Source organism: Halobacillus sp. H74 (assembly GCF_052246715.1).
Lineage (GTDB): Bacteria > Bacillota > Bacilli > Bacillales > Halobacillaceae > Halobacillus > Halobacillus litoralis_A.
In genome coordinates this window covers 79,172-106,084 of record NZ_JBQQCI010000004.1, presented here as the reverse complement: position 1 = coordinate 106,084, position 26,913 = coordinate 79,172, and the positions used below count along the sequence as shown (strand labels likewise).

Below are 26,913 nucleotides of genomic sequence, written 5' to 3'. Positions count from 1 at the left end.
GTCGAGTTAACCGTTTTACAATCGGTTGTTACGCAGAGAATCGATAACATCTTCAGAAGATAGAAATAGAACCATTCACCAAGCAATAATTTCTAAAGCTGCAATAAAAAAATCATTGACGAAACATGTCCATACATTTGGAAACACACAGATAAAATTTACTACTAAAAGTCAAATGGTGTAACCCACACAATCATCAGAACTCCAGTCACGCTCAGCCTCCCTCCTATATGTCAATATGCGCAAAAAAAGCGCAACACCAAAGGGAAACCCCTTGGTGTTACGCTATCCTTTAATTCTTAGTAATTCACGATCAAGCCTCATCAAACTGGTTTCTTCAATACCGAATACATCTCATGTTCTTTTTCTTGATTGGAAGCTAACGTAATCGTCACTACAGTAATAATCGATATAGGCAGCCCTATGAAAACAGGGTGAAGTCCGAATGGATGACCGGCAATTTGCCATCCGACTGCGATAATGAGTCCTGTCCACATTCCAGCAAGACCTGCCGTTTTCGTAGTCCTTGGCCAAAACAAACCGAACATAACCGGTGCCAGCATGCCAGATACAAGCATGGCACTACCAGTGATCCATAGTGTGACAAGCTGAGGGATATAAAGGGCCAGCAGAAGAGAAATGACAGAGACGGCCACTACAGAAAATCTACTGTAAAGCAGCATTTTTTTATCGGTCACATCTCCAAGCCGAGGTTTGACAATATCATTGACTACAGAAGATGATGCGGCCAGAAAGAACGAATCCGCACAGGAAATGATTGTAGCCAATAAAGCAATCAGCATCACGATGACAAGCGAGAATGGTAAAATCTGACCTATGATTTCATAATAGATTAAAGCGGGGTCCGCGACAGTGATATTCAACCCGAATTTTCCAAGAAAACCAATAACGACCGTTACTGCTGCAGTCAGAAATCCAAGAACGATCGCTATCCAGAAACCTGTCTTTGCGACCTTATCATCTTTGGCTGCCCAGAACCGCTGCCATACGTCCTGTCTGACAAACTGATAGGCACCAATGGTAAACATATAGACAAGGAATTCTGAAGGGCTGATATTGAAGATGCTTAACATATTCCCGTTTTCAGCATTTCTTGCCTGATCAGCAAGTGCACCCCAATCCCCGACCATGAACATGATGACGATCAGCAGAAAGAAAATACCGACAGTCTGGATCGTTCCATGAATGGCATCCTGCAGCATGACAGACTTCAACCCGCCAAAGTAGGTCTTCAATGTTAAAAGCACCCAGCTGATAAGGATACCTGCCGTCATGCTCAGTCCAATGGTCAGTTTCAAGATGGTGGCAATAGCAACGAACTGCATCCCGGTGATAGCAGAATATGCACAGAGGATACTGAGTACTGTCGGCACCCTGGCCCCTTCACCGAACCGGAGTGCAGTGAAATCTCCCATTGTGACCATGTTATATTTTTGACCAAGAAGACGAATTTTCTTTAATAAAAATGCCGCGATAACAATGGAGGTAAGTGTAAATCCGATAGCCAGCCACTGCTGACCCATCCCGAATTGGTAGCCTTTCGTCATATACCCGAGCAGGATCGAGCCGCCTATGGCTGTTCCGACAAATGTCAGGACGAGCGGCATCAGTTTCGTAGAGCGGCCGGCTACATTGTAATCTTCATAGGTTTTGACATTTCGATTTACAAATAAAGACAATCCGAATAAAAATACGAAGTAAATGGCTATGATCGTAATCAATATGATCTCTTCCTGGTTACTGAACAATAGATTCACCCTTCCTGTTTGTTTGATTGTGATAGATTCTTCTGCCTTCCAGATAGGTACTCACAGTTTCTATTTCGAGCAGCTTTTCCACCTTGATTTCCAGCGGATTATCGGAAATGATCATTAAATCCGCCTTCGTTCCCGGCTTGATGACACCAAGTGTCTCTTCTTCAAAAGAACTGTAAGCGGCATCAACAGTAAACGCTTTCAGAGCATCATATACACGGATGCTTTCATCATCTCCTATTACTTGGCCGTTCGAAGTTTTTCTCGTGACTGCTCCATAAATTCCCGTCCAGGGGTTGCCATCGGTGACAGGCAAATCGGAATTACCCGGAGCTGTTACTCCAGCTTCCTTGAAAGAACGATGCGGGAAAGCATGCTCCATACGTTCTTCTCCTAATTTGTTCATATAATTGTCACCAATGTGGTAAAGGAATCCCACGGATGAGCCTGCCACCAGTTCTAAGTCTTTCATTTGTCTGATTTGTTGAAAGGTAGGAAAAATGCAGTGTTCAATGCGATTACGCATGTGTGTGATCGAGGTGGATCGATTGATGGCGGCATAGGAATTGATGGCTACGTCAATGGCTCGATCGCCGATGGCATGGATCGCTGTTCTTAAGCCGGCATCTATTGATTTATTGAGCAATGGAGCGATTTCCTCCATTGTATTATAGAGGATCCCTGATTCCTGAGTACCGAGATAAGGTTCGGAGACAGCCGCTGTTTTTCCACCAACACTGCCATCGAGCATGAATTTGAGCCCCTGGATTTTTACCATGTCGTTTCCAAAACCGCTTCTTAAGCCGACTTTTAGCACTTCATCCATCGCCCCGTCGAAACCATTCTGGTCGATCGCCCACAGCCATGGCCGCACCCGGACGTTCAGTTCTTTTTGTTCTAAAAGAGATTGATATAATTGCAGATCGGCTGTTTGGGTGGACATGCAGTGGACAGTCGTGACTCCCCATGAGGCAAATTTATCCTGGGCTAACTTCATTCCTTTGACCATATCGTCATGAGTGTACTCAGGGGCTTTCAGTAACCCTTGTGCTTTCTCCTGGAGCAGACCTGTCAACCTGCCTTGTTCATCCCGCTCGATATTTCCCCCATCAGGATTTAACGTATCTTCGGTAATTCCACTTAAAGTAAGGGCCTTCGTGTTCGCAACCGCCATATGGGCACAAGCCCTTTTTAAAACAACGGGGTGGTCGGGTGCTGCTTCATCGAGGTCCCAGCGTGTAGGATTACGCTTGTCCTCCATTTTGCTATCGTCCCAGCCCGATCCCATAATCCACTCTTCTTTTTCAGTAACTTCTGCTATTCTGCTGATTTTTTCCTTAATAGCAGAAATAGAAGGGGTGGTTTCCGGCTTACAATCGACTTCCAGTAGTGTTACACCATAAATAGACGGGTGGATATGACTCTCGATGAAACTCGGCATGAGAGTCTTTCCTTTTAAATCGACGATCTCCGTCTGTTCATTTTTCAGCAAAAGCGCTTCTTCAGAATCTCCGGCAAAGACTACTTTTCCACCTTTTACAACTACCGCTTGTTTTGGAGGTGTGTCATCTTCCATCGTGAGTACATGGCCGTTGATAAATATCAGATCTGCATCGTTCACAATGACTCCTCCTCTTAAATTGTTTTCAGTTGTTCTTGTACGGCAGAAATAGACTGATGCAATTGGTCTATGATTTCTTCGACTTGTCTCTCATTAATGATCAATGGGGGTGCAAAGCAAATAATATCGGTAGATTCATACGTGACCGACCGGCAAATGACACCGCGCTGATGCAATTCTTCAATCACTCTCGGCGCAACCTTCTGCTCTTGGGAAAAACTTTCATTCGTCTCCGGGTTTTTCATCAATTCAACAGCACCGAGTAAGCCCTTCGCCCTCACTTCGCCTACTATTTCCAAATCATCTTTAATCCGTTTAAACCCTTCTAACAGTTTCCCGCCCATTTTTCTTGAATTCTCAACTAGTCCCTCTTTTTCTATCAATTCAATATTCTTTAGTCCAACAGCAGCTGCTGTTGGATGACCACTGTAGGTGAAACCATGGAATAACGTTCCTTTGGATTTTTCTTTCAGGACATTATGGATGGCATCTGAAACGACCACACCGCCAAGAGGAATATACCCACTTGTCACCCCTTTGGCGAAAGTGATCACATCCGGCACAACCTCCCAGTTTTCCAGCCCGAACATGGTGCCCGTCCGGCCAAAACCGGTGATCACTTCATCTGCGATAAACAATATGCCATATTCATCACATAGCTTTCGCACTTCTGTGAAGTAATCATCCTGCGGAATCAAAACTCCCCCCGCACCCTGGATGGGCTCTGCCATAAAGGCAGCGATCGTCTCAGGACCTTCTGACTCGAATTTTTCACGGAGCGAGGCAATCGCCTCTTGAGTCGTGCTTCGGTAAGGAGTGGCTGCATGAAAAAAATCGTCTTTCATATGACCAGCCATCTCCCAGAACTCCGGGATGCCGGTAGCACTGGTCGATGCTGATGCTACTCCATGATAGCCACGCTTCAACGCCACGATTTTCCTGCGGTTTGGCTTTCCCTGGACTTTCCAGTAATGCCGTACCAGTTTAATCGCCGTGTCGTTGGATTCAGAACCACCAGATGTGAAGAAAACGGCGTTCAAATCCTTCGGTGCGAGTTTGGCTATTTTTTCAGCCAGGCGAATCCCCGGCTCATGACTGAATGAGGAAAAGGCTGAACTGAACGCCAGTTTTTTCATTTGAGCAGCAGCCGTGTCTGCCAACTCTTCGCGGCCATGGCCAATATGTACGTTCCATAGAGAAGACATGGCATCGATATATGTCTTGCCATCCCTATCTTTCAAATAAATCCCTTGTCCGCTTTCAGCTAGCAGCTTTACGCCTTGTTCCTGCTGCTGTTGAATAGATGTAGTCGGATGCAAAAAATGTTTTTTGTCGAGTTCAATTAGATTGTCCAAAGCGGCTCCCCCTGTTCTGTTATTGATCATACCCCTCCCCCGATGTTCGAACATAACATCCTAATATCATTCTAGTAATCATCCGGGGATGGAGCTGGTTGTATTAAAGAAACTTGGCTTCTCAACATTAGATCCTTATGGTGAGAGCATTTCAAACAAAGATAAGTTGAATAAAAAAACCAGCATTATGCATGGGATAGTATTAAACATACTTATCTCTGGGCATAAAACTGGTTACTTTCTAATGGTTCGCTCCACCTTGAGCCAGTAAAGTCGATTAGAATAGACAGTTTTCAACAATTACTCTGTAGTTTTTATAATTGTAGCAAGAACCAATAATAATATCAAACCATTATTCTAAATCTTCTAATAACTTTAGGGGACACAAGGTATTTGTTTAAAAAATGCTATGAATTGTTTACGCCTCCATTACGCTTGTATAATTCCCAGACCCTGTAGCCACAGCCACTTCTTTTATCATGGATAATAAAAGACGCAGCACCAACTGAAAAAACTTAGTGCTGCGCCGTCCCTTTAGTCCGATAATGTTTCGGGTACCTCTTGTTTGGTGGTTTTTTTTATATTTTCCAAAAGAAATAAAGGCTCCTTTCTCATGAGAGAGAAAGAAGCCTTTATTCATTGAGTTGATCTGAATTCAATTCATCAGAGCCAGTCCTAATACTTAAGGTGAAAATTCCTTAATCAGTCCATCTGTAATGGCTCTGGCTACTTTATCCGAATATCCATCCTTTTCTATGACAGCTAAATCAGAAGAGGTTGAAAGAAAACCTAATTCTACAAGAATGGAATTGTCGATGTTTTCCCTTAGGACATGGAAATTCCCGAATTGAGCACCATCATTTTGCAGGGAAACTTCTTGCGATAGCTCTTGTTGAATATTCCTGGCAAGACCTTCGCCTGAATCATGATAGAAATATGTACTTATTCCTTTTGCATAAGGGCTGCTTGCAGAATTAAAATGGACACTGACAAATGCGTCAGGGTCGGAAGAACGAGTGATTCGAACACGATCTTGTAATGAAACGTAGCGATCATTTTCACGCGTGAGTATCACAGTAGCCCCTGACAGACGCAGCTTCCGGGCAATATGATCCACCGCTTCTATGGTTGATCGTTTTTCCAACAGACCGTTCACGGCAACAGCCCCGGGATCATAACCCCCATGTCCAGCATCTAAAACAATGTTAACCCCTTGTAATGGAAGTTCTGAAGAAGGAGTTGTATCACTAGCTGTTACTAGCCAACCAGCAATCCATCCCACTTGCCCATTTTCAAGCCGGACTTTTATCCATTCGCCTTCTTCCTCTATCTTCTCTAAAGAATCCCCGTAATAACTTCCTGCAATAATTTCATGGTTTACACTTGGCCCAGACCGTATGTAGACGCTTTCTGCATTGACATGGACTTCTTTTGATGAAGAGGACTGTTCCCCATCTGTTTTATTAAGGTATTGGGAAGCCACCCAACCCTTTCCTCCTGAGTAATTCACATAAGCCCATCCATGTTTCTTTTCTTGCACTTCAACGTCCGTTTGTGCCGAAAGAGAACCGACTATACGTGACTGGAGAGTTGGTTCGCTTCGAACATTCAGAGAGGGGACGTCAACACGATAGCTTTCCTTCTCATGAGCAAAGACGATATTGGATGTCGACAAAAAAATAAACATAACAATGAATGAAACAGATAATTGAACCGTCCGAAGAATTCCGACTTTGACATGGTTAACAAACATAAAATCCTCCTTAATAGCAATGGTGTGATATATGAGATCGGTACCTAGACCGTTTTTTGGCAGCATATATATTTTTTTATATCCATAATTATTTCCTGAAGTATTTATCCATGAAGGATTTTTTAGTTTAGACTGCGGGAGTCCAAAGGGAAAATGGAGTTGTCCACTATTCGACAATATATACATCATTCTACGTTCCTCTCCCCATAGTGTATATAGGAAAAATGCTGTTAACCTACCTTACCTATAGAAGGAATAATACCTATAAATGATGTGTTTTCTTAAGGCTTTAAGCCCCTCCTCTATGACAAATCCGTTTTTCTTCTGTCCTCCAATATTCACTCTGTTGGATAGTGTGCGGAACACCGTGAAATGATAGATGGTTTGTGGACGCATGCAGATCCCCCCTGTTGTCGTAGCCCCCCCGACCAGCTTTGCAGTAATCTTCATGATATAAAAAAGCGTAGGATTAACCGTTACATGTTAATCCTACGCTTTTCTTTAATTCGCTGACGCGGTGGGCCAGTCACCATAGCTTATGTAATGGAAGAGGTGCCAACAGCTGCATCAAACAAGCTATCCATCTCCCAACCCTTGACCTTCCCAAGTGACACTTCCCCCTTTAATCAGCGTTATTCCCAAGGCGATCCGATGAATAAATGTGTACAAGCACCATTCCATTTACTGATTTAGCCTGGATTAAGACAGGCTGGTTGAATTCATTTTTGAAAGTGAAGTCAGGCCCGTACCAACTGACCGTCGCATCCCTTCCTGGCGGCACATAAGGGACTTCCTTACTGTGAGAATAGCGTGCCACAATGGTAAGACCAGCGTGATCGACGGCATTATATAAAGTAGAGGAGACTTGGCAAATCCCTCCCCCGATGTCTTCTGACAATTCGCCCCTGACAATGACAGGCGCACGGACGTACCCTTTTTCTTCTGTCCGTTTTCCAACCACCTTATTAAAAGAAAATACTTCTCCCGGGAAAACCACATGGTTATTAATCGCTTCAGTCGCTAGAGAGATATTATTCGTCCTTCCTTTGTTGGTCTTTTTATAGTATGTCAGATAATTACCGATTTGCTGTGTTCTTATGTCTGTCAGAAGTTCCGCATCTACTTGAGGATAAACAGGAGACATAGGTATGTTGGTGCTTCTTAAACGACTTGTATAGAAATATTGGTAAAATTGCGCTTTCAATTTCGCTCGGTCTACCCTGGTGCCATTTTCCCCCTGGACGATGCTGCCATTTTCATCAATGATTGCATTTTTGGGTGCTCTAGCCATTTTATCGTCTAATTCATCAAGGAAGGCATCAAACTTCTGTTGATCCACCATCCTTTCATCAAGATAGGGAATAATAAAATCTTCTTTATCGATCTGCTCAATGACTTGCCCTTCATGCTTAAATTCAAAAGTATCAGGTACATCTTCCTGTGGCATGATAAACAATAACAAAAAAGGTATATACATGAACTTCATTGCTGATCACCTCTACAGGTAGTATGAATGAAGCCTATGAATTCATGCATTGTAATCGGTGTGATTTGGAGTGGCTGCCTCTTAAAAATTATGCTTGATTTCGAATAATGACCAATAGTATAAAAAGCGCACTACCCAGCCTCCTTGCGCATATTCACCCATGGGAGAATAAATGATAAAATCCTATAAATGCGCTCCATTGATAAACTTCCCGTACTCCTTCACGAACTCAAGTTTCACACTTCCCACCGGACCATTCCGCTGCTTGCTGATGATCAGCTCCACCTCGTTCTCCTCGCCTCCATCGCGATTGTAGTAATCCTCACGGTATAAAAAACCGATAACATCAGCGTCTTGTTCGATGTTTCCGGATTCTCTCAAATCGGCCATCATCGGGCGCTTGTCTTTGCGCTGTTCGACCCCTCGGGAAAGCTGGGAAAGCAGGATGATCGGTACTCCAAGTTCGCGGGCTAACAGTTTCAGTTCCCTTGTCATCGCACCGACTTCAAGGTCGCGGCGTTCATAGCGGCTGCTTGAAGCTAATAGCTGCAGATAGTCGATGATGATCATCGGCTTCTGTTCGCCGTCTTTGCGGATCGACTGCCTGACTTGGGCACGAATGTCAGCAACCGTGCGGGCGTTCTCATGGACGTGGAGGTTCCAGTCGGCGATTTCCCCGACAGCGGTGAAGCATTTCTCATAATCTTCCCGGGAAAAATTCAGCGTGCGCCACTTTTGGCCATCGATGCCTGCTTCACAGGAAAGCATCCGTTTGAACAGTGATTTCCGTCCCATCTCCAAGCTGAACAAGTGAGCACTGCCGTTGTTCTTGCAATGGTGTGCGGCGAGGTTCAAGGCGAACGCCGTTTTTCCCATCGATGGTCGACCGGCGAGGATGATTAGATCGCCGCCCTGGGTGCCGCCTGTCATGTCATCGATTTCCTTGTAACCGGTGGCAAAGCCTGTCATCCCATCAGTTGGTGGATTTTTCAGTTCGCGGGTGATTTCGATTAACGTTTCGTAGGTGGTGGCCTCTTCACTGACCGTTCCTTCGCCGCGATAGTCTTCCAGCTGAGCCATCAGTTGATCGAGGGTTTCTTCATTGGGGTTTTGGACGTAACGGGTCGCTTCTTCCTTCGTCTTGCGGTTGCGGTAGGCATCGAGAACGAGGCGTTGATGATGCTTGAGGTTGGCTGTGGTGGGGATCGAACCCGCAAGATCCGTTAAATAACTCACACCTCCCACTGTTTGAATCTCCTTATTCAACTCGGTCGTGACGGTCACAAGGTTGACCATCTCCCCGGCTCGCTCAATTTTGCGCACCGCTTGATAAATCAACCGGTGGCGCTGGTCAAAGAAGTGCTCTCCCCTTAATGTCACGTCCTTGGCCAGTTCTCCTTCCAACAGCAATGTTCCAATGACGGACTGCTCGGCTTCCTGGTTATAAATCATTCGCCCTTCCTCCTGATCAGCTCTTCAAACTTCTCCAGAAATCGCTGCTTCGTCTCTTCCGGCACATTGGCGGCTTCTTCATCCCAGCGCCGCATCTTCTCCAAATAGTCGTTTTCCTTCGGTGGGTAAACCGCAATATCCGCAAGCGTCGGGGGATAGGGATATTGAGAGGCATAATGATAGAGCTTGTCCATCACAGGCGAGTATTCCATCTTTTCAAGTTCGGGCACAAACACCGTGAGCTTCCGCTTCGTAATCGTAAACTTCCCTTCAAACAGTTCCTCCATCGTCTCCAGCACATCTACCGCTTCTTCATACTTCATGCCTGACGCTCCTTCCGATACTCATTGACCATCCGCTTCAGTTCTGACGTCCGTTCTTCCTTTTTCCGCTTCTTGTTCGGTGTCTTCGCTTCCACCCGTTCGACATCGGCAAGCGTCTTCACCTGCTGGTTCTCCCAGCGTTTCAGAATCCCTTCACAATAGTTGAAAAACAGCTTGTTGTGCTGAGTGGCGATCTTCATCGCTTCCATCACCAGCTCATCGGAAATCCGGCGGCACCAATCGGTGAGCTTTTCGGCCATGAACGGTGTGAGCATCCCGAAATTTTGTTCGTAAAACGCAAACGGATTCCTCCCGCCCCCTTCACCTTCTTTTCTCTTCCTTTCTTTTCTTTTAAAAGAGTCCGTCGCGCTATCCTCCGTCTCATCCTTCACTTCATCCGCCGCCCCTTCCTTCACGATATCCTCCACTTGCCCGATCTCTTTGTCTTTTACTTGCGAAATCATCTGATAGCCAGGTGTCTGATGGCGACTCCCCGATTGGAAAAGGATGTACCTTTTCTCCTCCAATTCTTTTCGTGCTCGAAGAAACGTGCTCTCACTCAAGCCTGACTTCACTAAAATCGCAGCTGTCGGGACCGTAAACTCTTTCTTCCATCCTGTCTTGTTGTTGAACTGCATGAGCACATACCAAAGCAGCGAAGCAGAAGCCGAAAGTGAATTCAGTTCTACCTCATCATGAAATGCATTGATCTCTTTTAAATAATTCATCTCAAAACGCCTCCTTGAAAATTAAGAGCAATAAAAACACTCCTTCATATCAATAATCGAAAGTTTGGAGGGTTTTGGTGTCAAAGAAATTGAAATTTCTACAAAAAAAATTTATAGAAATCAAAAAAGCGAGGGAATTTTTCTCTTTATGAATATCTCAGCTCCCGAAAAATTTATTGCACAAAAAAAAGAACCCGAGAATGTCGAGTCCTTAACTTATGATTCAATATCATCTGTCGGATCAAAAATTTCATCTTGAACTGAAGCCCTTCATAGGATTCCATCATTTCACGAACCTCATCTATTACAATCTTAGTTACTAATAACATTCCAGTTCTAATACCTTTGGATAAAGTCGATTAGAAACCAATAAAAAGTAACCAAAATTCCACTTCTTCTTCAAACGACCCATCAAAGGTCACAAATGGTCGTTCATTTATAAGTAGCAATCCAAAGAATAAGGGGATTAAAGCAATATTGTAAATCGCAAAGCGGTTAGAGACAGATTTATATTTATCTTTACTGATGATTGCAATGATAAATACGGGGATTAATAATCCTATCGTTATACCAAGCATATTAGCAACAGCATCTAAAAACTCAGCACTCCTATCAGGCACCATATATTGTCTATACTCTTCAAGGATACCGATGAAAACCAATACCACCCATGCAAATTTTATCCTTCTTTTGAAAGACTGTTCATTAGAAAAAATGATAATGACGATCCCTGAAAATACTGCCATCATTGCATAACTGAAAAAGTGCATCTGCTTATCCATACCTAAAATCAGTCCATAATCCAGTTCCATATTCATCCCCCTTCATTAAAAAGGCTTGCCCAAATGAAGGCGGCCTAGACTTTAAATTACGAATGATGTTATTTTGCTCTGTCGCCCCTCCTCCTGAACTTCGAATGTTCCATCCACCTGCCAGAAGTGCTTCTACTACTACAATCGTCACCATAACTCGAATCGGTTCGTAATTCCTCATGGTTTGTAATAAAATGAGGGCGTACACTTAATTCAGAAAATGAGCCAAGCCAAAAAAACTAAAGGAGAGGTTCAAATGAAAAAGATCGTCAACGATCCAGAATATGTTGTACGGGATATGCTCGAAGGGTTGATCGCTGCTCACCCTGACACACTTAAGCAAATCCCCGAAACGACAGTCGTCGCGAGAAAAGATGCTCCCTTACAAAATAAAGTAGGGATTGTCAGTGGCGGAGGAAGTGGACATGAGCCTGCTCACGCCGGATATATCGGGGATGGAATGCTCGATGCAGCGGTTTGCGGGGAAGTATTCACTTCACCGACCCCAGACCAGGTACTTGAGGGCATTAAAGCGGCCGATGGTGGCGCAGGGGTGTTCCTGATCATCAAAAATTACACGGGAGATGTCATGAATTTCGATATGGCTGCTGAAATGGCGGAAGCAGAAGGTATAGATGTCGAGAAAGTCGTCGTCAATGATGATGTCGCCGTTGAAGACAGTTCTTCCACAACTGGACGCCGTGGCATAGCTGGTACCATTTTTGTTCATAAAATTGCTGGAGCTAAAGCTGCAGCTGGCGGATCATTGCAAGAAGTCAAAGACATTGCAGAAAAGGTTACAGGTAATGTACGCTCCATGGGCATGGCCCTTACTCCTTGCACTGTGCCTGCTGCCGGTAAACCAAGCTTCGTCTTAGATGAAGACGAAATGGAAATCGGCACCGGAATCCACGGGGAGTCGGGAATCGAGAGGAAAGAAGTGACTTCTGCAGACGAAATCGCTGAGGAACTTACGAACAAAGTCCTTGAAGACATTGAATTCAACCAAGGCGATGATGTAGCCCTTATCGTCAATGGCATGGGTGCTACACCTGAAATGGAATTGTATATTTTAAATAAAAAAGTGAATGAAATTTTAGTGGAACGCGGTTTGAATATTCATAAAACCTTAGTAGGGAATTACATGACTGCCCTTGAGATGTCGGGTTGTTCTGTGACACTCCTGAAACTGGACGAGGAAATGAAATCTTTGCTTGATGCTGAATCAAGTGCACCTGCTTACCATATCTGATAGGAAAGGAGAATCATTATGGAACTTACTGCGAATGACATCATTACATGGGTGAATAAAACCAATGAAAAAATTCAAAACAACAAGGAATATTTGACCTCTCTGGATCAGGCAGTCGGAGACGGGGATCACGGGATCAATATGGCCCGCGGTTTTAAAGAAGTCGTGGTGAAACTCGACGATAACAGTTACGTGAGTGCATCCGATGCTCTTAAAGATACAGCGATGACATTGATGAGTAAAGTAGGCGGCGCAGCTGGTCCGCTTTATGGGACAGCGTTCTTGAAACTGTCTACTTCGCTTAAGGATAAGAGTGCGGATTATACTCATTTCGTAAACGGTTTAGAAGAATCGCTGGCGGGACTGAAGCAGCGCGGAAAGTCGCAAGAATGTGAAAAAACCCTCATTGATGTCTGGGCTCCTGTCATTGAAAAAATGAAAGAACGGGAAGACTTCGATGCTGCTCTGCTGAAAGATACGGCAGAAAACGCTCTGGAAAAAACAAAAGATATCAAGGCCACCAAAGGCCGCGCTTCTTACTTGGGTGACCGTTCCATCGGCCATCTCGACCCAGGTTCCGTCTCTTCTTTTTATGTATTTGAAGCTTTAGCTGAAACGATCGAAGGAGGTAGATGATCCATGGAACCAGCAGGTATCGTACTCATTTCACACAGCGCAAAAGTCGCAGAAGGCATTAAAGAAATCATTCACCAGGTGGAAAAAAACGTACCTATCGCACTTGCCGGCGGTACGGACGATGACCGTATCGGGACAAGCGTTGAAAAGATCCAAACGGCCATCGATCAAGCTCATACAGAGGGCGGCGTTCTTCTCATTTACGATTTAGGAAGCGCCATGATGAATGCAGAAATAGCAGTGGAAATGAGTGATTTCGATGATATTGAAATTGCGAATGCTCCATTATTAGAAGGTGCCTATGTAGCAGCTGTCGAATCTGGAATGGGTAAAAGCCTCGCTCAAGTGAAGCAGGCTGCTGAACGGGCATTGCAAGAAGACTAATGATTTTAGCAGCACATTCAGTTAAATAGACTAAAATAAGTAACCGTCCGTTTTTCATCGGGAATACGGGCGGTTATTTTTTTAGCAATTACCTAAAAAAGCTACTTCCATCTTAAAAATGAATACAGGGTCTGGGAAACGACCATTTTCTGGGTTCTTAACGAATCTGTAAAAACTACACTCATACTGATTTTCTCTTGTTTTTCTTGTGGACGTTTCACAGACCCTGGTGCATGTGGAGATCATGAATGTCAGGTTCTGGCTGAGGATAGGCGGGGGGAGTCAAGCACATTAAAAAGGGATCCTAGCAAAACTAGGGTCCCTTTCAAATAATTTAAAATTAACGTAGTAACTGAAGTACACCTTGTGGTTGTTGATTTGCTTTCGCAAGCATTGCTTGAGAAGCTTGTGCAAGGATTGAATTCTTTGTTTGGTTCATCATTTCTTTCGCCATATCTACGTCACGGATACGAGATTCCGCAGCAGTTAGGTTTTCAGAAGATGTACCTAAGTTATTGATTGTGTGATCTAAACGGTTTTGCGTAGCACCCAGTTTCGAACGCTCACCCGATACCTGATCAATTGCATTCTGAATTTTAGTTACTGCAGACGCAGCAGCGTCATGACTAGAGACGTCAAGCGCCTGTTCTTTTATTTCATTACTAGTTCCATCGGTAACACCCAAAGCAGCTGTTGTTCCAGCTGTAGTAATACCAAGTGCATCTGCACGCATATCAGAAATATCTAATTTCATACTTTGATTTTCATTTGCACCAATCTGGAAACTAAGAACCTTGCTATCATCTTTTGTTCCTTCTGTAGTGGTAACTGTTTCAGCAGTAACATTATTTGCTGACGAAAGGTCTGCGGTCATGCCTTCCGAAGATGCATTTGATTTTGTTTCAATAGTCACTTTATTAGTAGCAACAGTTACAGAATATTCTGCATCTAATTCGGCATCAGCTTCAATAGCTGTTTTAATTGCTGTGGCAGTATTTCCTGGCGCAGTATCAAAATCTATTTCTTTCCCCATAACTTTAACAGAACCGCCATCCATACCAGTTAAATCAAATTCAATACTTGATGATGAAGTATACTCTGAAGCCTTGTCACCATTTAGTAGATTTTGTGTATTAAACTCAGTAGTATTACCAATACGGTTAATCTCAGAAGTTAACTGATTAACTTCTTTTTGTATTTCGCCACGGTCCGCTTTTGTATTCGTATCATTGGCAGCTTGCGTTGCAAGTTCACGCATACGTTGAAGGATATCAGTAGTTTCGCTTAAAGCACCCTCGGCAGTTTGTATCATTGAATTTGCATCTTGGGCATTCGCAGAAGCTTGATCCAAACCACGAATCTGACCACGCATTTTCTCTGAAATTGCAAGACCTGCTGCATCATCAGATGCATTGTTGATACGAAGACCTGAAGATAGTTTCTCCATTGAATTTTGTTGTGCGTTGTTTGCTTGACCTAGCTGACGGTGTGTGTTTAGCGCCGCAATGTTGTGATTAATTCTCATAATTAATACCTCCGTGTTTTTTTGTTTTTAGCAGAACACATCCATTTGTTCTGCGAATATATAATAACTCTAAATAGAGTCACTATCAGAATAAAGTTCTTCCCTTAAAACTTTGAAATTTCGTCCGGCTTCAATACCTAGCCGCAACATTCCATCATCTGTTTTGATAACCTCAATCTCCATCTTTTCTCCAAGATGCTCTACTATTAATTTTTCTCCCGGTTTTCTTCCTAATACTAGCGCCATACTTAACATCCTCCCTGATGTTTTTTATATCGGTTCTTCAATTGAATAGTTTAGTAATTTTATAAAAAATTCCTCTTTTGATTGTGTTTCTTATACTAGATCTCGCAAGTTTCAGTTATACACAAAAAAAAGAACCCGACCGCGTCGAGTCCTTAACTTATGATTCAATATCATCTGTAGGATCATAAATCTCCATCTTCAACTGAAAACCTTCATAGGATTCCATCATTTTGCCAACCTCATCCCACGTGTATGGCTTGCCATCAATCACAATCACCGGTCCGCCGTTTTCTCCCATCTCAATCTGACCGAAAAAACGATCATCTTTGAGAGAATGATAGGATTGACCATTAGGAAACGCTTTTTCTTCAATATAAGAAACATCTAACCCCTGTTTTACTTTTTCCATAAGTCGTTCAAATAAGGCCACCTGATCTTCATCCAATTCACCATGTATGGCAAACGTATAACCATATCCGTTCTTCTCTTCAGCCTCTATAAAAAGGCCTGCTGGATCAACTCTCTGCACTATAGAAAAATACCGGAGTACCCCTGCGTGATCTCTAAACGTCACTTCTTTCACCTGATCCAATAACTCCACGCCAAGTTCCTCAGCCAGTATCGCATTATAACAGTCTAGACAAAGGCTTATAGATTCTCCATCTATTTGAGTATGAATAGTCGAATCATTCTTCTTGCATTGATGACACCTTTCCATTCCTCCGCCACCTTTCAAAATTATTATTACAGGCTGATGTTACTAATATAGCAATCCTTAACTTATAAACCTATCATTCTCATTCGCTGTCCTCCACTACCAATTCAGTTCGATATATGGATACTGTCCATCTTTCTAAGGGATTTCTTCCGGCTGGTAAATATAGTCCGCTGCCGCCGCTTTCACATCGATTTACTTTTTCCCATTCTGCTAAAACACTAAAAAAGCGTAACATTAAATAGGAAGTCCTCTCGTGTTACGCTATCCTTCATTTTGTTAACGCAGTGGGAGCCAAAAAAACTGCCTCTGAAACTTGCAAAGATTTATTGGTTTTAGGTATTTACCAAATGACTTTTTTGCAGTATTCTTGTTTATTGGAATTGTACAAGGCCCCTGCGCTATCCATTATAAAGAATTTTGTCATGTAATAGAATAAGTGCTGGATGTTTTAATATTATCCTTCCAACGCTGGTAATCTATAAAATATTTATTTTTCATTCGGTGATGGAGGGTTGAATAATGAGAAAATTATTAGCGACATTGATTTGTGGGAATATTACCTCTATATGTTTTGCTATTTATTTTACAAAAGAATCAGATATGTTCCTTTTTAACTTATATGGCATTTCCTGTTTGGTCTTTTTAGGACTGTTTTTGTTGGCTTTCCCCTTTTCGTTTTTAATAGAAAAAGTGGGTGGTAAGCTTGATGTAGGAAGGTTTTTCATTAAATTAGGGTTATATATTCTGTTAGGAACTATTGCAATGATTCTACTTATACCAGTGTTGTTCCATTGTAGTTCAATGGCGATAGTAGTGGCTGTTGTTTTCCCTATCATTCTCATTCTGGTAGAGAAAATACCTGAAAAATATGTAAATGCGAGTGTTAAAATCAGTTTGATTTTCAGTCTAGGCTCATTTATCGTTTTATACTACACGATTAGATGAAACCGAATCAAAGTAAAATGTTTTGAATCATATCGTAATACCGCATCATTTATATGCCATTATTTCCAAGTGAAAACATCTTTATGGTTTGAAAAGATGAGATACGCTACTTACATAGTGAAGTCTGATCAAGTTCAATCCTCAGTAGTAAATGCCTAAGAAATTCGTATTATACAAAAAGGTGAAAACATGGGTTGAATAGAAATAATGGTTGGAAAGGCATCGTTATTTCTAACCGTCACATTTAGTTATATGGTCTGAAACTAAATGTAACGTCAATACGCCTCTTTATATGTGCATTTTGCTGGAAGGTCGATTCAAAGCACGAACATTGACCTTCCTTTCACTTTCTTCAATGAATGTTCCGTTCGTGTCGATTTGATCTTCCTTCATAATAAAAATACTCTTCATTTTTATTGCAAGAATTGTTTGCTAAAAGTTCCGTTCGATATATTCACGTTCTTCTTCTTCGCTCATAAGACCGTTCGCTTTTCCAATCGTCCCGTTTTGCCATTCCCAAATGGTATTGTGAACAGTCACGGCGTTCGAAAAGTCGCCTTCGTCCCATGCCTTCAATGTCTTCTTATAAAAATCAAAATTTTCGTAATATCTTCTCTATTTTCAACCGTCTTCAAAATTCCAAGCATACTGTCGATTTGTTCCGCCGTCATTTGTTGAGTTCCACGCTTTTCATTTGCCTGGACCTTTTGGTGCGTCATTTCGTGAAGTCTTTGCATGAAAGCACCTTCGGAAGGAACACCATCTTCTTTAACCGCTTTTATTTCCTTTTGTTCGGTCGGTTGGTTGACTTCCTTCATTTTCTCTTCTTGTTCTTTCGTCATGGCATCACCGGCTGATTGTAACCCTGAAAAGACGACCCAAACAATTGCCACAATTGCAATTAGAGATAATGCCCCCAACGAATACAATGACCATTTTAGAATTTTATCCAACATACAGTTCCTCATCTCCTTTTATTTTTTCTGCGCCACGCAAACAACCGCCGACAATGTACCCTTGTTCACTTCGAAATTCATGAAGGATGCATGCCCTATGATCATTTAACAAGCTCGTGATAGCACCTTTTTTCCTTGTCGATCACATAGCTGTTATTTTAAACAGCAACGAAATGACGTTTATAAGCCCTTACGCTATTTCCTTCCTCTTTCTCCCTTCAAGAAGACCCCGTTCAAAAACTTTTTAACCTCAAATTTATGTAATGCATAGAACTAATGTACCAAACCAAAAATCCCCTGCAAATGAAAGAGACTTCCCCCTTCTAATAATTAGACGATCCAATTCGAAAAAAGGACGGTAATTTTTTACATTTATTACTCAAAATACGCAGGGACGGTTCTCGTGCTTCCTCCCTTACTGAAAGAAATTTAAAACAAACGTTTGATTAACTGCAAGAAGAGGTTCCATCCGATCTAAATTCGGATCAGCCGACATACCCTACCCACGTGAACTTGCTAATTCCATTCATAGCTGCAAATTCCCTTGAAGATACTCCTTACCAATTATAAATGACCTGTTCTGCATCCCTTACTAATGCCCCAACGTCTTCCATTTCCCCACTGGATATGGTTCAATTAAAGAAGTGCCCTTTTATCTCCTTAAATGGGTTTTTAAAACTTAAAGTTCCATGAAGAGTACTTCTGAATTCACCCTGAAACGGTGATTTTTTTATCTATCTATTTACTAATCTAGGAACCGTGGTTAAACACCACACCTGCAGACACCGCCTAAAAGAAGTTTGCCCTATAAAAAGAGCTATTGCTGGGTTTAACGAAAGGGCTCGTTGAATCCCGAGACAGATCTCTTTCAAAAACAAAATAAAGGATAAATGTTTTGAAAAAAATAATGTTTATAACGTCTGTTTTTATGGTTTTCTTTTTGATTCCTAATCTTCAAATTCATGCTTCTCCATTTGAACCCGTCGATATTAAGGGTCATTGGGCATATGAAGAACTCGATCAGTTTGCGAAAGCTTCTCTTGTGCAAGGGTATGAATTGTCGGATGGCAGAAGAGAAATTCGACCTAACCAGTCAATTACGCGCTCAGAATTCGTTGTCATATTGAACCGTGCTTTAGACCTGAAAGAAGTAAATGGTGGAACGAATTTCAAAGATATTAAAGGAAAGTGGTATGAAGAGAGCATCCGTATTGCTTCCTCACATGGGCTCGTCTATGGAAATGGAGGAAATAAGTTCGAACCCATCCGTCCCATTACACGAGCAGAAATTGCTTCCATTGTTATTCGAGCGATGGAAGACAGTATTGATTTTTCAAAAGGATCTGTCAAAGCGTTTGAAGACGTCTCTCAGCACTGGGCATTAGAGGCGATTAACCAGTCTAGTAAAGTCGGCATTATTCACGGGGTATCCGCGACAGAATTCAAACCAAACCGAAACGCTAGTCGTGCAGAAGCCATTGTTATAATCAAGCGCGCCTTAGACAAAGAACAAAGTAATGCTCCTTCGAAAGAATATCTGATGAACCTCATTCACCAATTCTCCAAAGACTGGACTTCTGCTCTTGAAACGGAAGATTATGATAAGTTAAGAGCGACACAAGACCGGACCACTGGATATTATGAAGCGATGCAATCGATCGATATTTCATATGACATCAAAGGAATGGAAGATGGAACTTCGATTGATTATGAAGTTACTACTCCGAAACAAGGACATGCCGTTCATATTGCCGATCGATTCGCTGATGTGAAAATTACCCAGGGGGAAATGGAAAGAACGACAACTTTCCCATATGAACGAAATGGAAGTAACGTTTGGACTTCCTCAATCTCTGAGGTTGGGACCTATCGTTTTTATAAGGAAGATGGAACATGGAAGATTTACGCCATGCAATCCCAAGAGAAAGATGGTTTGCTTCTTTATTGAATGTACTCCAAAACCGCTCCAAAGCTAAGATGCTTTTGGAGCGGTTTTTTCATTTGAAAAAGCATTAAACTCAGGTAAATATAAGCTTTGTATCCCAATCGTTTCGGTTTTTTTAAAGCATGGGTAATTACAATGGCGCTCTCTTCTTCAGCTGAATAACAAAGGTAACTGATCAAAAGATACGACTCCGGTTTAGAACAGATCCCCGCCTCGACAGAATTGACATGGATATATTTACTTGCTGCAAGAAAGCAAGCCCTTGTATCGACCAATTTAGAATAGTACCTTCCTTGAAATACATGACCATATACTTTGGGACGGCTGTTAAAATATTTGGCATAACGGAATTCAATGAATTGCAAAATCTCCCCTGACAAATGGTTCTTTACCTCCACGAGCAGGTGAACATGGTACGTCATTAAACAGTAGACATGGAGAATGAACGGCAGGTCCTTCTGACACCAACGAATGAAGTTCAAATAGGATTCGTAATCTGCATCATCATAAAACAGATCACCTCCGCGGTTTCCCCGGGCTGTAATATGAAAACGCGCTTTATTATACCATTGGCGTGGATTTCTAGACACACCTTCCGCCTCCTTACCGATCGACTGTCTTTAGTATAGAAGCTCCTTCCATTTAACGAATCACGAAAAATGAGATAACTGGTGATAAAAGAATAAATTCCACTTTTCGTTAAGGAATAACGGCATTTTTGGCAAGGAATTCATTGCAAAAATATAAAATTTCTTCGGTTTTGAGTAGCACCATCATCAGCAGCACATAACCTCTCCATTATGTGTCTCCTAAAAAACGCACTAATATATAAACACCAAAAAAGCGTAACACCAAAGGGCAAAACCCTTGATATTACGCTATCCTTCATACCGATAATGCAGTGGGGTCAGGCATACCAGCCATTATCGTTTCGTTCTCGGTTGTTTCTCTTCTTTACGATCATGTTGTTGTGCGTTTTTATTCGAAAGTTTTTTGTTTCCTTGCGCCATGATTATCCCTCCCTCCACTCTTATTATTTCGAAAGTCAAATGTTTTATTAATTGAAGCGAGGACGGTTCTCCCTTGCTGAAAGAAATTTAAGCAAACATTTGATTAATTGCAAGAGGAGGTTCCACCCGATCCAAAATCGAACCAGCTGACATCCCTCTCTACAAATGTTCCTATTTACTTTGAAAAACGCACACAAGCAAATCTTGATAAAAACGGCTATCCAAAGGTTTATTAAACGGATCAAAGAAGAACATTCTACAAGCTAAGGACATCATTTGTCCTTAGCTTGTGGTTTTTACATAGTAATATGAACATACACACCTGTATAATCCATAAAACGACACGCAGCACCAACGGTAACCATTGATGCTGCGCCATCCTTTAATTGGATAACGTATCAGGGATCAGGCACTGACATATTTACATAGGAAGCACACGAGCCGTCCCCATGCTTTATACCACTTCTTATCTCATAAGCCGCACTGCCTGCGTTTCCAACAAAAATATATAATTTTCAATAGAGAAACGCTAAGAAACGTAAACAACCCAGGAATGCTTACATTAACCTATACATATATATAGATTATATATAAAGACTTAATAACACAGAAAAACATTAATGGTACTAAACCCTTTAACGCTTAACCCAACCGGGGTCAGTCACCATTTCGTACCATTAAAAGTAGATACTATAAAATTAGGAAGGGGGAATTTATTATGGCAATGGATAGAATTAGACGAGTTTACACTGTTAAAGAAATGGAAGCCGTGACTGATGACTATGTAACTATGGGATATGAAGTTCTATCAAGAGGTGAATCATCGATTAGTCTACGTCAACATGGTGGATGGGGATCAATAGGTATACATATCGTTATTGCTGTTTTGACACTCTGGTGGACATTTGGTATTGGTAATTTAATTTATGCATTAGTTAAACGTTATAGTGGAGAAAAAGTAATGGTCAAATTAACCGAAGAATGATGCAATTAAAAATGTGAGCTACATGAATTGTAACCGTCAAGCAATTTAGTCTAGCAGTTACAAACCTCCATAATGGTTATAGTACCTATACCTTTTCACCTGTTAAAACCAAAAATTATTTAGAATCTGTCTACACGACAAATACTGTGGCATATTGATAACTAACTTTAGAGAAATACTTCCTGGCCCATCGTTCGACTACTAAACTTCTCTCGATATGTTTATATTAGCATTTAAACATATATAGTTTATATAATGTAGCTCAATATCAGCCGTACAACTTGATATTACGATATCCTTTAGCTATCCAACGTGCCTTGGGCAGGAATTGTTTCCTTGCACCATTATCCCCCCTTCGCTCTTATTATTTCGAAAGTCAAACGTATTATTAATGAAGCGCAGGGACGATTCATTAGCTTCTTTCAAACATGAGTTTGTACACTTTTTAAAAAAATATGCCCAATATGTAAAATAATAACAGAATTTTACTCATAGTCTGGAAAAATTAAATCAATCTCTCATTCTAAATTCATTCGGTAGCCATTTAAAAAAGTCCGTCATGAAGTAGGACTGACACAAGAAGAATTGGCAGAAAATGCAGACAGCCATCCGACGTATATCAGTCATGTAGAAAACGGTAAACGTAACTAACTTTTACAGTCGTCTATCAAATTGCAGAAGCTTTAGGGGTTCAGGCACATTCTCTTCTCCCAGAACTTATCAACCAGGAGAAAGAGGAGGATTCCAATGAATAATACAAAAAAGAAAGAAGATTAAATGTGTGTAACGCCAATAGCTTAAGACCTTGGTGTTAAGCCATTATTTAGTTTGCTAACGCGGAGGGGCCAAGCTCCGGGTAACCTTTGACTTACATGGTTCAATATCATAGCATAAGTGGATCAAGAAGATGGCACACCCGGGTCATTTCGATGGCTGTAAACATTGTCGGAAAAAGATCTATTATATTTACATTAAATGTAAATATGTGCATCTCAGTCCGTGGCTGAAACATGCCGTCCATAAGAAGATTTTATTATGGATAATCAATTCAAAAAAGAAGTATTACAAGCCATCGGAAATCAGATTAGGAACCTACGCCTTGAGCGTGGTTTAACTCAACAAGAACTCTCTTTACGATTGGAAATAGACCGCACCTACATCAGTCGAATCGAGAAAGGAATAACAAATGCGACAAACCCGCTTCTTTACCAGATTGCCTATGAATTAGGAGTGAAACCAGCTGACATCTTTGTGTCGATTTATGATGACCCTGGTGAATGAAAATGAAAGGAAGATTAATATGCTCCACAAAGAATTGCTTTACTTCCAAATTCATAAGAAGCCTATATGGTTTGAAGTCATGAAAGCAGACGTTTATATCGTCATGACTAAGCATAACGATCGTCAGTATAAGGTGGAATCTCATGAAAAAAGAGAAGCTATCCAACAGTTGATTAAACTGATCAAGGACGAACATTCTACAAGCTAAGGGCATCATTTGTACTTAGCTTGCGATCTTTATATGATTATATGAACATATACACATATAAAGGCCATAAAAAAGACGTAACACCAATGGGAAAAGCATTGATGTTACGTACTCCCTTTTATTTTGTTTACTTTTTATTGTAATAATTAACATACCAATCAGCAAACTTCTGCAATCCTTCTTGAATAGAGGTCTCTGGTTTAAACCCTACCGCTTCTTGGAGTTGATTAGTGGAAGCATAAGTGGCTGGTACATCACCTGGTTTAATTGGTTCATATTCTTTATTAAACTCTACCTCTCTATTTAGTGCGTTACTTAACGCTTCCTCTAACGACTCAATAAATGTCATGAGCTTCTCCGGGCTATTGTTACCGATATTGAAAACTTTATGAGGAGCACCTTGTTCTGCTTTTGGCTCATTGCTTAACAAACGCTCAATACCAACTACAATATCATCGATATAAGTAAAATCACGGTAAAGGTCATTCTCGAAGTCACCATTGTTATAAACCTTAATAGATTCCCCTGAGAAGTATTTATCAGTAAAGCCGAAATAAGCCATGTCGGGGCGACCCATAGGCCCATAAACTGTAAAGAATCGCAGACCTGTTGCAGGAATATTGTAAAGATGACTATACGTATGGGCCATTAATTCATTAGACTTTTTAGTCGAAGCATATAAGGATACTGGGTGATCAACAAAATCCGTTTCTTCAAAAGGAACCTTTTTATTCGCTCCATACACGGAACTTGAAGACGCATAAACCAAGTGATCAACAGGATTATGACGACAAGCCTCCAAAATATTATAGAAGCCGATAACATTGCTTTCCATATACGCATCTGGATTTTCTATGGAATACCGGACCCCAGCCTGCGCTGCCAAATTAACAACAATATTGGGTTGATATTCTTTGAAGGCTGAATTAATAGCCTCTTTATTCGATAAATCTTCCTTAAGGAATGTAAACCTCTCATAAGGCTCTAGTAAACCAAGCCGTGTTTCCTTAAGACCCACATCATAGTAATTATTTATATTATCAAGACCAACAACCTTACATCCTTCTTCAAGCAACTTTTTAGAGAGGTAATAACCAATGAAACCAGCTGCGCCGGTTACTAAATAGGTTTTATTAGGATCTAGTGGATTGTAGCTCATAAACTTCTCCTCTCGTTACTTCCACTCTTCCTGGTTCTCTACCAACCGAGTGATATTCTACCTTAGCTTTTTTCATTTCTTCTATATCATAGATGTTACGTCCATCATAGACTAACGGCGTACGCATTAAGCCTCGGTACAACTCTGGAGTAACAGCTTTGACTTCGCCCCATTCTGTAAATACAAAACAAACATTTGCATCTTTTAATGCTTCTTCTACATTACTTACATAAGTTATAGAACCTTGACGGTTTGGGCCTTCAGGATAGACTTTTGCAAAGTTCTCTACGCCAACTGGATCATATGCATAAATGTCAGCACCTTGATCTAATAGTAAAGGTACATTGTCAAGGGAAGGCGCCTCGCGTAGATCGTCCGTTCCTGGTTTGAACGTTAATCCTAAAACAGCAACTTTCAAGCCATTGAATGTTATTAAACGATTACTTGCTTTCTTATATAGGGAAGTTTTTTGATTCTTATTCACCTCAATAGCTGCTTTAACTGTCTTAAGTTCATAACCATTCTGCTGAGCTAAATAATCAAGTGCCTGGGTATCTTTAGGGAAGCATGATCCCCCAAAACCGATACCAGCATTTAAGAACTTGGAACCAATACGTTCATCATAGCTCATACCTTCAGCCACATCTTTGATATCCGCACCAACTAATTCACAAAGGTTGGCAATATCGTTCATATAAGAAATCTTCAATGCTAAGAAGTCATTGGAAGCATACTTGATCATTTCAGCCGATCTACGATTTACAGATACGATTGGAAGGTTAAAAGGTTGATAGATTCCTTTCAACATTTGCTCTGCCCATTCTGTTTCTGTACCTATGATAATTCTCTCAGCAAATAAGGTATCGTGAACAGCAGAACCTTGTGCTAAAAACTCCGGGTTAGAAGCTACTTCAACATTTACATCATTAACTAGGAAATCTTGGATAAACTGTTCAACCTTATCATTTGTTCCAACAGGTACGGTGGACTTAACGACTACCAAGCAATCTTTTTCTACCGATTCAGCCACCTGTCTAGCAACGGTTGCTATGTAGGATAAATCAGCTGAGCCATCGGGATTTTCAGGTGTTCCTACACCTAGAAAGACAGAATCTGCATCTTTATATGCAGATTGGTAATCTGTAGTGTAATTAATTCGACCCGCTGCGTAATTTTTCTGCATAAGTTCTTCCAATCCTTCTTCATAGATAGGAGAAAACCCGGACTTCAATTTTGTTATTTTTTCTTCATCTATATCTACACAGGTTACCTGGCGGCCCATTTCTGCAAAACAAACGCCAGCGACTAAGCCCACGTATCCCGTTCCAGCAACCGCTATCTTATACATTTCACAACCTCCCAATTTTTAATTGATCATTTTTCCTATAAACTACTTTAACACAATAACGCAGTAGGGGGTCAGGCACCGACTTTTATTTAATGTTTTAATTCGTCAACATATGGTAAAGTAAGCCACTTACCCATTTCATCCTCAAATTCTATAGGATTAATTTTGCCCATACCACTTTGATGGAAAAAGGTAACTTCCCCAAAGATTATTTTACCTTCTATATAATAAAAGTCCACACGAGCGTGAGGAAATCGTTTTGATATTTTTCGACTTAAATTTATCATTTCATCTAACTTTTTTGGTTTCTCTACAGCTAAACTTATTTCTTTTGGATATGATATCTCCTCTCTCATCAAATTCCAGTCAAGATCATATAAATTCCTTCTTGTTTTAGACTTATTATTAATACTAAAATCAACAGTGATAAACTTTGGGTCACCATTAAAACAAAAAAACCTATAATCTCTTAATTCATTGCCTTTATCTTGTTTGATAAATCTTTCACAGATAATTCTCGGTTTGATATCCCTATAAACATTTTCTTTATTTTGCCAAAAATAGTTTTTTTTCAACCATTTTCTCATCTTCTTAAATTGTTTATCCCAATCCATTTTATATTTGTTTTCACAAATAATATTAAATCCAGACCCGTGGGTTCCTTTCAGAACAAATGATTCTGGCAACTTCTTTAAGTCTATTTCATCAACAGATTCATAAACAGCATAAAGTTCATTTAAATATTTTGCACCTATCTCTTCAGCAATTAAATTACGTACTTCGAACTTATCCGCATATTTTGTAGCAACAGGATCACTCCAATTTAATTTTAACCACTGTAATTTATCATTAAATCTCCTTGGGTTATTAAGATTTAGCTTCCTACCTAACCTTTTTTTGAAATTTCTTTTTAAGATAAACTTATCAGGTAAAAGATACCTATAAAATATATATTTAATTTTATCATAAATAAAACTTTTTTTAATACTTTTAACCAGAGAATTATACAC

The 26,913-nt window shown here is 40.9% G+C and carries 26 protein-coding genes and 1 pseudogene; 9 read left to right on the top strand and 18 right to left on the bottom strand.

Features of this window, described 5'->3' with window-relative positions; translation table 11 throughout:
* Nucleotides 1-323 precede the first annotated feature (323 nt).
* The 9 genes from ACTWPX_RS09850 to ACTWPX_RS09810 form a co-directional block, all read right to left on the bottom strand.
* The gene (locus ACTWPX_RS09850) at nt 324-1,769 is read right to left on the bottom strand and encodes a sodium:solute symporter family protein (RefSeq protein WP_443119606.1); all 1,446 of its coding nucleotides are present in this window, start codon (nt 1,767-1,769) and stop codon (nt 324-326) included.
* Nucleotides 1,759-3,396, bottom strand: a complete 1,638-nt coding sequence (locus ACTWPX_RS09845; RefSeq protein WP_443119605.1) for an amidohydrolase — start codon at nt 3,394-3,396, stop codon at nt 1,759-1,761. The genes ACTWPX_RS09850 and ACTWPX_RS09845 overlap by 11 nt, the downstream gene beginning before the upstream one ends.
* 14 nt (nt 3,397-3,410) lie before the next feature.
* Nucleotides 3,411-4,781: an aminotransferase family protein gene (locus tag ACTWPX_RS09840; RefSeq protein WP_443119604.1), complete on the bottom strand. Its 1,371-nt coding sequence runs from the start codon at nt 4,779-4,781 to the stop codon at nt 3,411-3,413.
* 652 nt (nt 4,782-5,433) lie between these two features.
* The gene (locus ACTWPX_RS09835) at nt 5,434-6,504 is read right to left on the bottom strand and encodes an N-acetylmuramoyl-L-alanine amidase (protein ID WP_443119603.1); all 1,071 of its coding nucleotides are present in this window, start codon (nt 6,502-6,504) and stop codon (nt 5,434-5,436) included.
* A gap of 622 nt (nt 6,505-7,126) precedes the next feature.
* The gene (locus tag ACTWPX_RS09830; RefSeq protein ID WP_443119602.1) at nt 7,127-7,990 is read right to left on the bottom strand and encodes a VanW family protein; all 864 of its coding nucleotides are present in this window, start codon (nt 7,988-7,990) and stop codon (nt 7,127-7,129) included.
* Between the two features lie 183 nt (nt 7,991-8,173).
* A complete protein-coding gene (dnaB, locus tag ACTWPX_RS09825; protein WP_443119601.1) occupies nt 8,174-9,442 on the bottom strand; it encodes a replicative DNA helicase in 1,269 nt (422 codons plus the stop codon).
* Nucleotides 9,439-9,765 (bottom strand): hypothetical protein, encoded by a 327-nt coding sequence (locus ACTWPX_RS09820; RefSeq protein ID WP_443119600.1) that lies wholly within the window; start codon nt 9,763-9,765, stop codon nt 9,439-9,441. Before ACTWPX_RS09820 ends, dnaB begins: the two co-directional genes overlap by 4 nt.
* Complete coding sequence (locus ACTWPX_RS09815; protein WP_443119599.1) at nt 9,762-10,493, bottom strand: DnaD domain protein; 732 nt, start codon at nt 10,491-10,493, stop codon at nt 9,762-9,764. Before ACTWPX_RS09815 ends, ACTWPX_RS09820 begins: the two co-directional genes overlap by 4 nt.
* 359 nt (nt 10,494-10,852) lie before the next feature.
* Nucleotides 10,853-11,305: a VanZ family protein gene (locus tag ACTWPX_RS09810; RefSeq protein ID WP_443119598.1), complete on the bottom strand. Its 453-nt coding sequence runs from the start codon at nt 11,303-11,305 to the stop codon at nt 10,853-10,855.
* A gap of 256 nt (nt 11,306-11,561) precedes the next feature.
* On the opposite strand from ACTWPX_RS09810, the gene dhaK reads away from it, so the two are divergent.
* From dhaK to dhaM, 3 genes are read left to right on the top strand one after another with little or no spacing between them, the layout of a single operon-like run.
* The gene (gene dhaK, locus ACTWPX_RS09805; protein WP_443119597.1) at nt 11,562-12,557 is read left to right on the top strand and encodes a dihydroxyacetone kinase subunit DhaK; all 996 of its coding nucleotides are present in this window, start codon (nt 11,562-11,564) and stop codon (nt 12,555-12,557) included.
* 18 nt (nt 12,558-12,575) lie between these two features.
* Nucleotides 12,576-13,193, top strand: coding sequence for a dihydroxyacetone kinase subunit DhaL (gene dhaL / locus ACTWPX_RS09800; protein WP_443119596.1), 618 nt, complete (start codon nt 12,576-12,578; stop codon nt 13,191-13,193).
* 3 nt (nt 13,194-13,196) lie between these two features.
* Nucleotides 13,197-13,577 (top strand): dihydroxyacetone kinase phosphoryl donor subunit DhaM, encoded by a 381-nt coding sequence (gene dhaM, locus ACTWPX_RS09795; protein ID WP_443119595.1) that lies wholly within the window; start codon nt 13,197-13,199, stop codon nt 13,575-13,577.
* Between the two features lie 340 nt (nt 13,578-13,917).
* Here the strand turns inward: dhaM and ACTWPX_RS09790 are convergent, their stop codons facing one another.
* From ACTWPX_RS09790 to ACTWPX_RS09780, 3 genes are all read right to left on the bottom strand, one after another.
* On the bottom strand, nt 13,918-15,102 hold the full coding sequence (locus tag ACTWPX_RS09790; RefSeq protein WP_443119594.1) for a flagellin N-terminal helical domain-containing protein: 1,185 nt from the start codon (nt 15,100-15,102) through the stop codon (nt 13,918-13,920).
* Nucleotides 15,103-15,171: 69 nt separating this feature from the next.
* Complete coding sequence (locus ACTWPX_RS09785; protein ID WP_443119593.1) at nt 15,172-15,348, bottom strand: carbon storage regulator; 177 nt, start codon at nt 15,346-15,348, stop codon at nt 15,172-15,174.
* Between the two features lie 157 nt (nt 15,349-15,505).
* Nucleotides 15,506-16,066, bottom strand: coding sequence for a DUF7713 domain-containing protein (locus ACTWPX_RS09780; RefSeq protein WP_443119592.1), 561 nt, complete (start codon nt 16,064-16,066; stop codon nt 15,506-15,508).
* A gap of 519 nt (nt 16,067-16,585) precedes the next feature.
* On the opposite strand from ACTWPX_RS09780, the gene ACTWPX_RS09775 reads away from it, so the two are divergent.
* On the top strand, nt 16,586-17,011 hold the full coding sequence (locus ACTWPX_RS09775) for a hypothetical protein (protein ID WP_443119591.1): 426 nt from the start codon (nt 16,586-16,588) through the stop codon (nt 17,009-17,011).
* Nucleotides 17,012-17,443: 432 nt separating this feature from the next.
* Here the strand turns inward: ACTWPX_RS09775 and ACTWPX_RS09770 are convergent, their stop codons facing one another.
* Together ACTWPX_RS09770 and ACTWPX_RS09765 are read right to left on the bottom strand one after the other, a co-directional pair.
* The gene (locus tag ACTWPX_RS09770; RefSeq protein WP_443119590.1) at nt 17,444-17,587 is read right to left on the bottom strand and encodes a DUF6241 domain-containing protein; all 144 of its coding nucleotides are present in this window, start codon (nt 17,585-17,587) and stop codon (nt 17,444-17,446) included.
* Nucleotides 17,584-17,967: a DUF6241 domain-containing protein gene (locus tag ACTWPX_RS09765; RefSeq protein ID WP_443119589.1), complete on the bottom strand. Its 384-nt coding sequence runs from the start codon at nt 17,965-17,967 to the stop codon at nt 17,584-17,586. Before ACTWPX_RS09765 ends, ACTWPX_RS09770 begins: the two co-directional genes overlap by 4 nt.
* 895 nt (nt 17,968-18,862) lie before the next feature.
* Here ACTWPX_RS09765 and ACTWPX_RS09760 point away from each other — a divergent pair.
* Nucleotides 18,863-19,915, top strand: coding sequence for an S-layer homology domain-containing protein (locus ACTWPX_RS09760; RefSeq protein ID WP_443119588.1), 1,053 nt, complete (start codon nt 18,863-18,865; stop codon nt 19,913-19,915).
* On the opposite strand, the gene ACTWPX_RS09755 is transcribed toward ACTWPX_RS09760, so the two are convergent.
* Complete coding sequence (locus ACTWPX_RS09755; protein ID WP_443119587.1) at nt 19,909-20,502, bottom strand: transposase; 594 nt, start codon at nt 20,500-20,502, stop codon at nt 19,909-19,911. The genes ACTWPX_RS09760 and ACTWPX_RS09755 overlap by 7 nt on opposite strands.
* A gap of 1,138 nt (nt 20,503-21,640) precedes the next feature.
* On the opposite strand from ACTWPX_RS09755, the gene ACTWPX_RS09750 reads away from it, so the two are divergent.
* From ACTWPX_RS09750 to ACTWPX_RS09735, 4 genes and pseudogenes are all read left to right on the top strand, one after another.
* A complete protein-coding gene (locus ACTWPX_RS09750; protein ID WP_443119585.1) occupies nt 21,641-21,907 on the top strand; it encodes a hypothetical protein in 267 nt (88 codons plus the stop codon).
* Between the two features lie 558 nt (nt 21,908-22,465).
* Nucleotides 22,466-22,558, top strand: a pseudogene (locus ACTWPX_RS09745) (helix-turn-helix domain-containing protein); the annotation flags it as partial.
* A 384-nt stretch (nt 22,559-22,942) separates the two neighbouring features.
* On the top strand, nt 22,943-23,188 hold the full coding sequence (locus tag ACTWPX_RS09740) for a helix-turn-helix domain-containing protein (RefSeq protein ID WP_443119584.1): 246 nt from the start codon (nt 22,943-22,945) through the stop codon (nt 23,186-23,188).
* A 19-nt stretch (nt 23,189-23,207) separates the two neighbouring features.
* Complete coding sequence (locus ACTWPX_RS09735; protein WP_443119583.1) at nt 23,208-23,396, top strand: hypothetical protein; 189 nt, start codon at nt 23,208-23,210, stop codon at nt 23,394-23,396.
* Between the two features lie 127 nt (nt 23,397-23,523).
* On the opposite strand, the gene ACTWPX_RS09730 is transcribed toward ACTWPX_RS09735, so the two are convergent.
* The 3 genes from ACTWPX_RS09730 to ACTWPX_RS09720 all read right to left on the bottom strand — a co-directional run bounded on the left by ACTWPX_RS09730 (nt 23,524) and on the right by ACTWPX_RS09720 (nt 26,913).
* Complete coding sequence (locus ACTWPX_RS09730; protein WP_443119582.1) at nt 23,524-24,555, bottom strand: GDP-mannose 4,6-dehydratase; 1,032 nt, start codon at nt 24,553-24,555, stop codon at nt 23,524-23,526.
* Complete coding sequence (locus tag ACTWPX_RS09725; protein ID WP_443119581.1) at nt 24,530-25,903, bottom strand: UDP-glucose dehydrogenase family protein; 1,374 nt, start codon at nt 25,901-25,903, stop codon at nt 24,530-24,532. The genes ACTWPX_RS09730 and ACTWPX_RS09725 overlap by 26 nt, the downstream gene beginning before the upstream one ends.
* Before the next feature lie 89 nt (nt 25,904-25,992).
* Nucleotides 25,993-26,913 carry an ATP-grasp fold amidoligase family protein gene (locus ACTWPX_RS09720; RefSeq protein ID WP_443119580.1) on the bottom strand — a complete coding sequence of 307 codons (921 nt, stop codon included), beginning with the start codon at nt 26,911-26,913 and terminating at the stop codon, nt 25,993-25,995.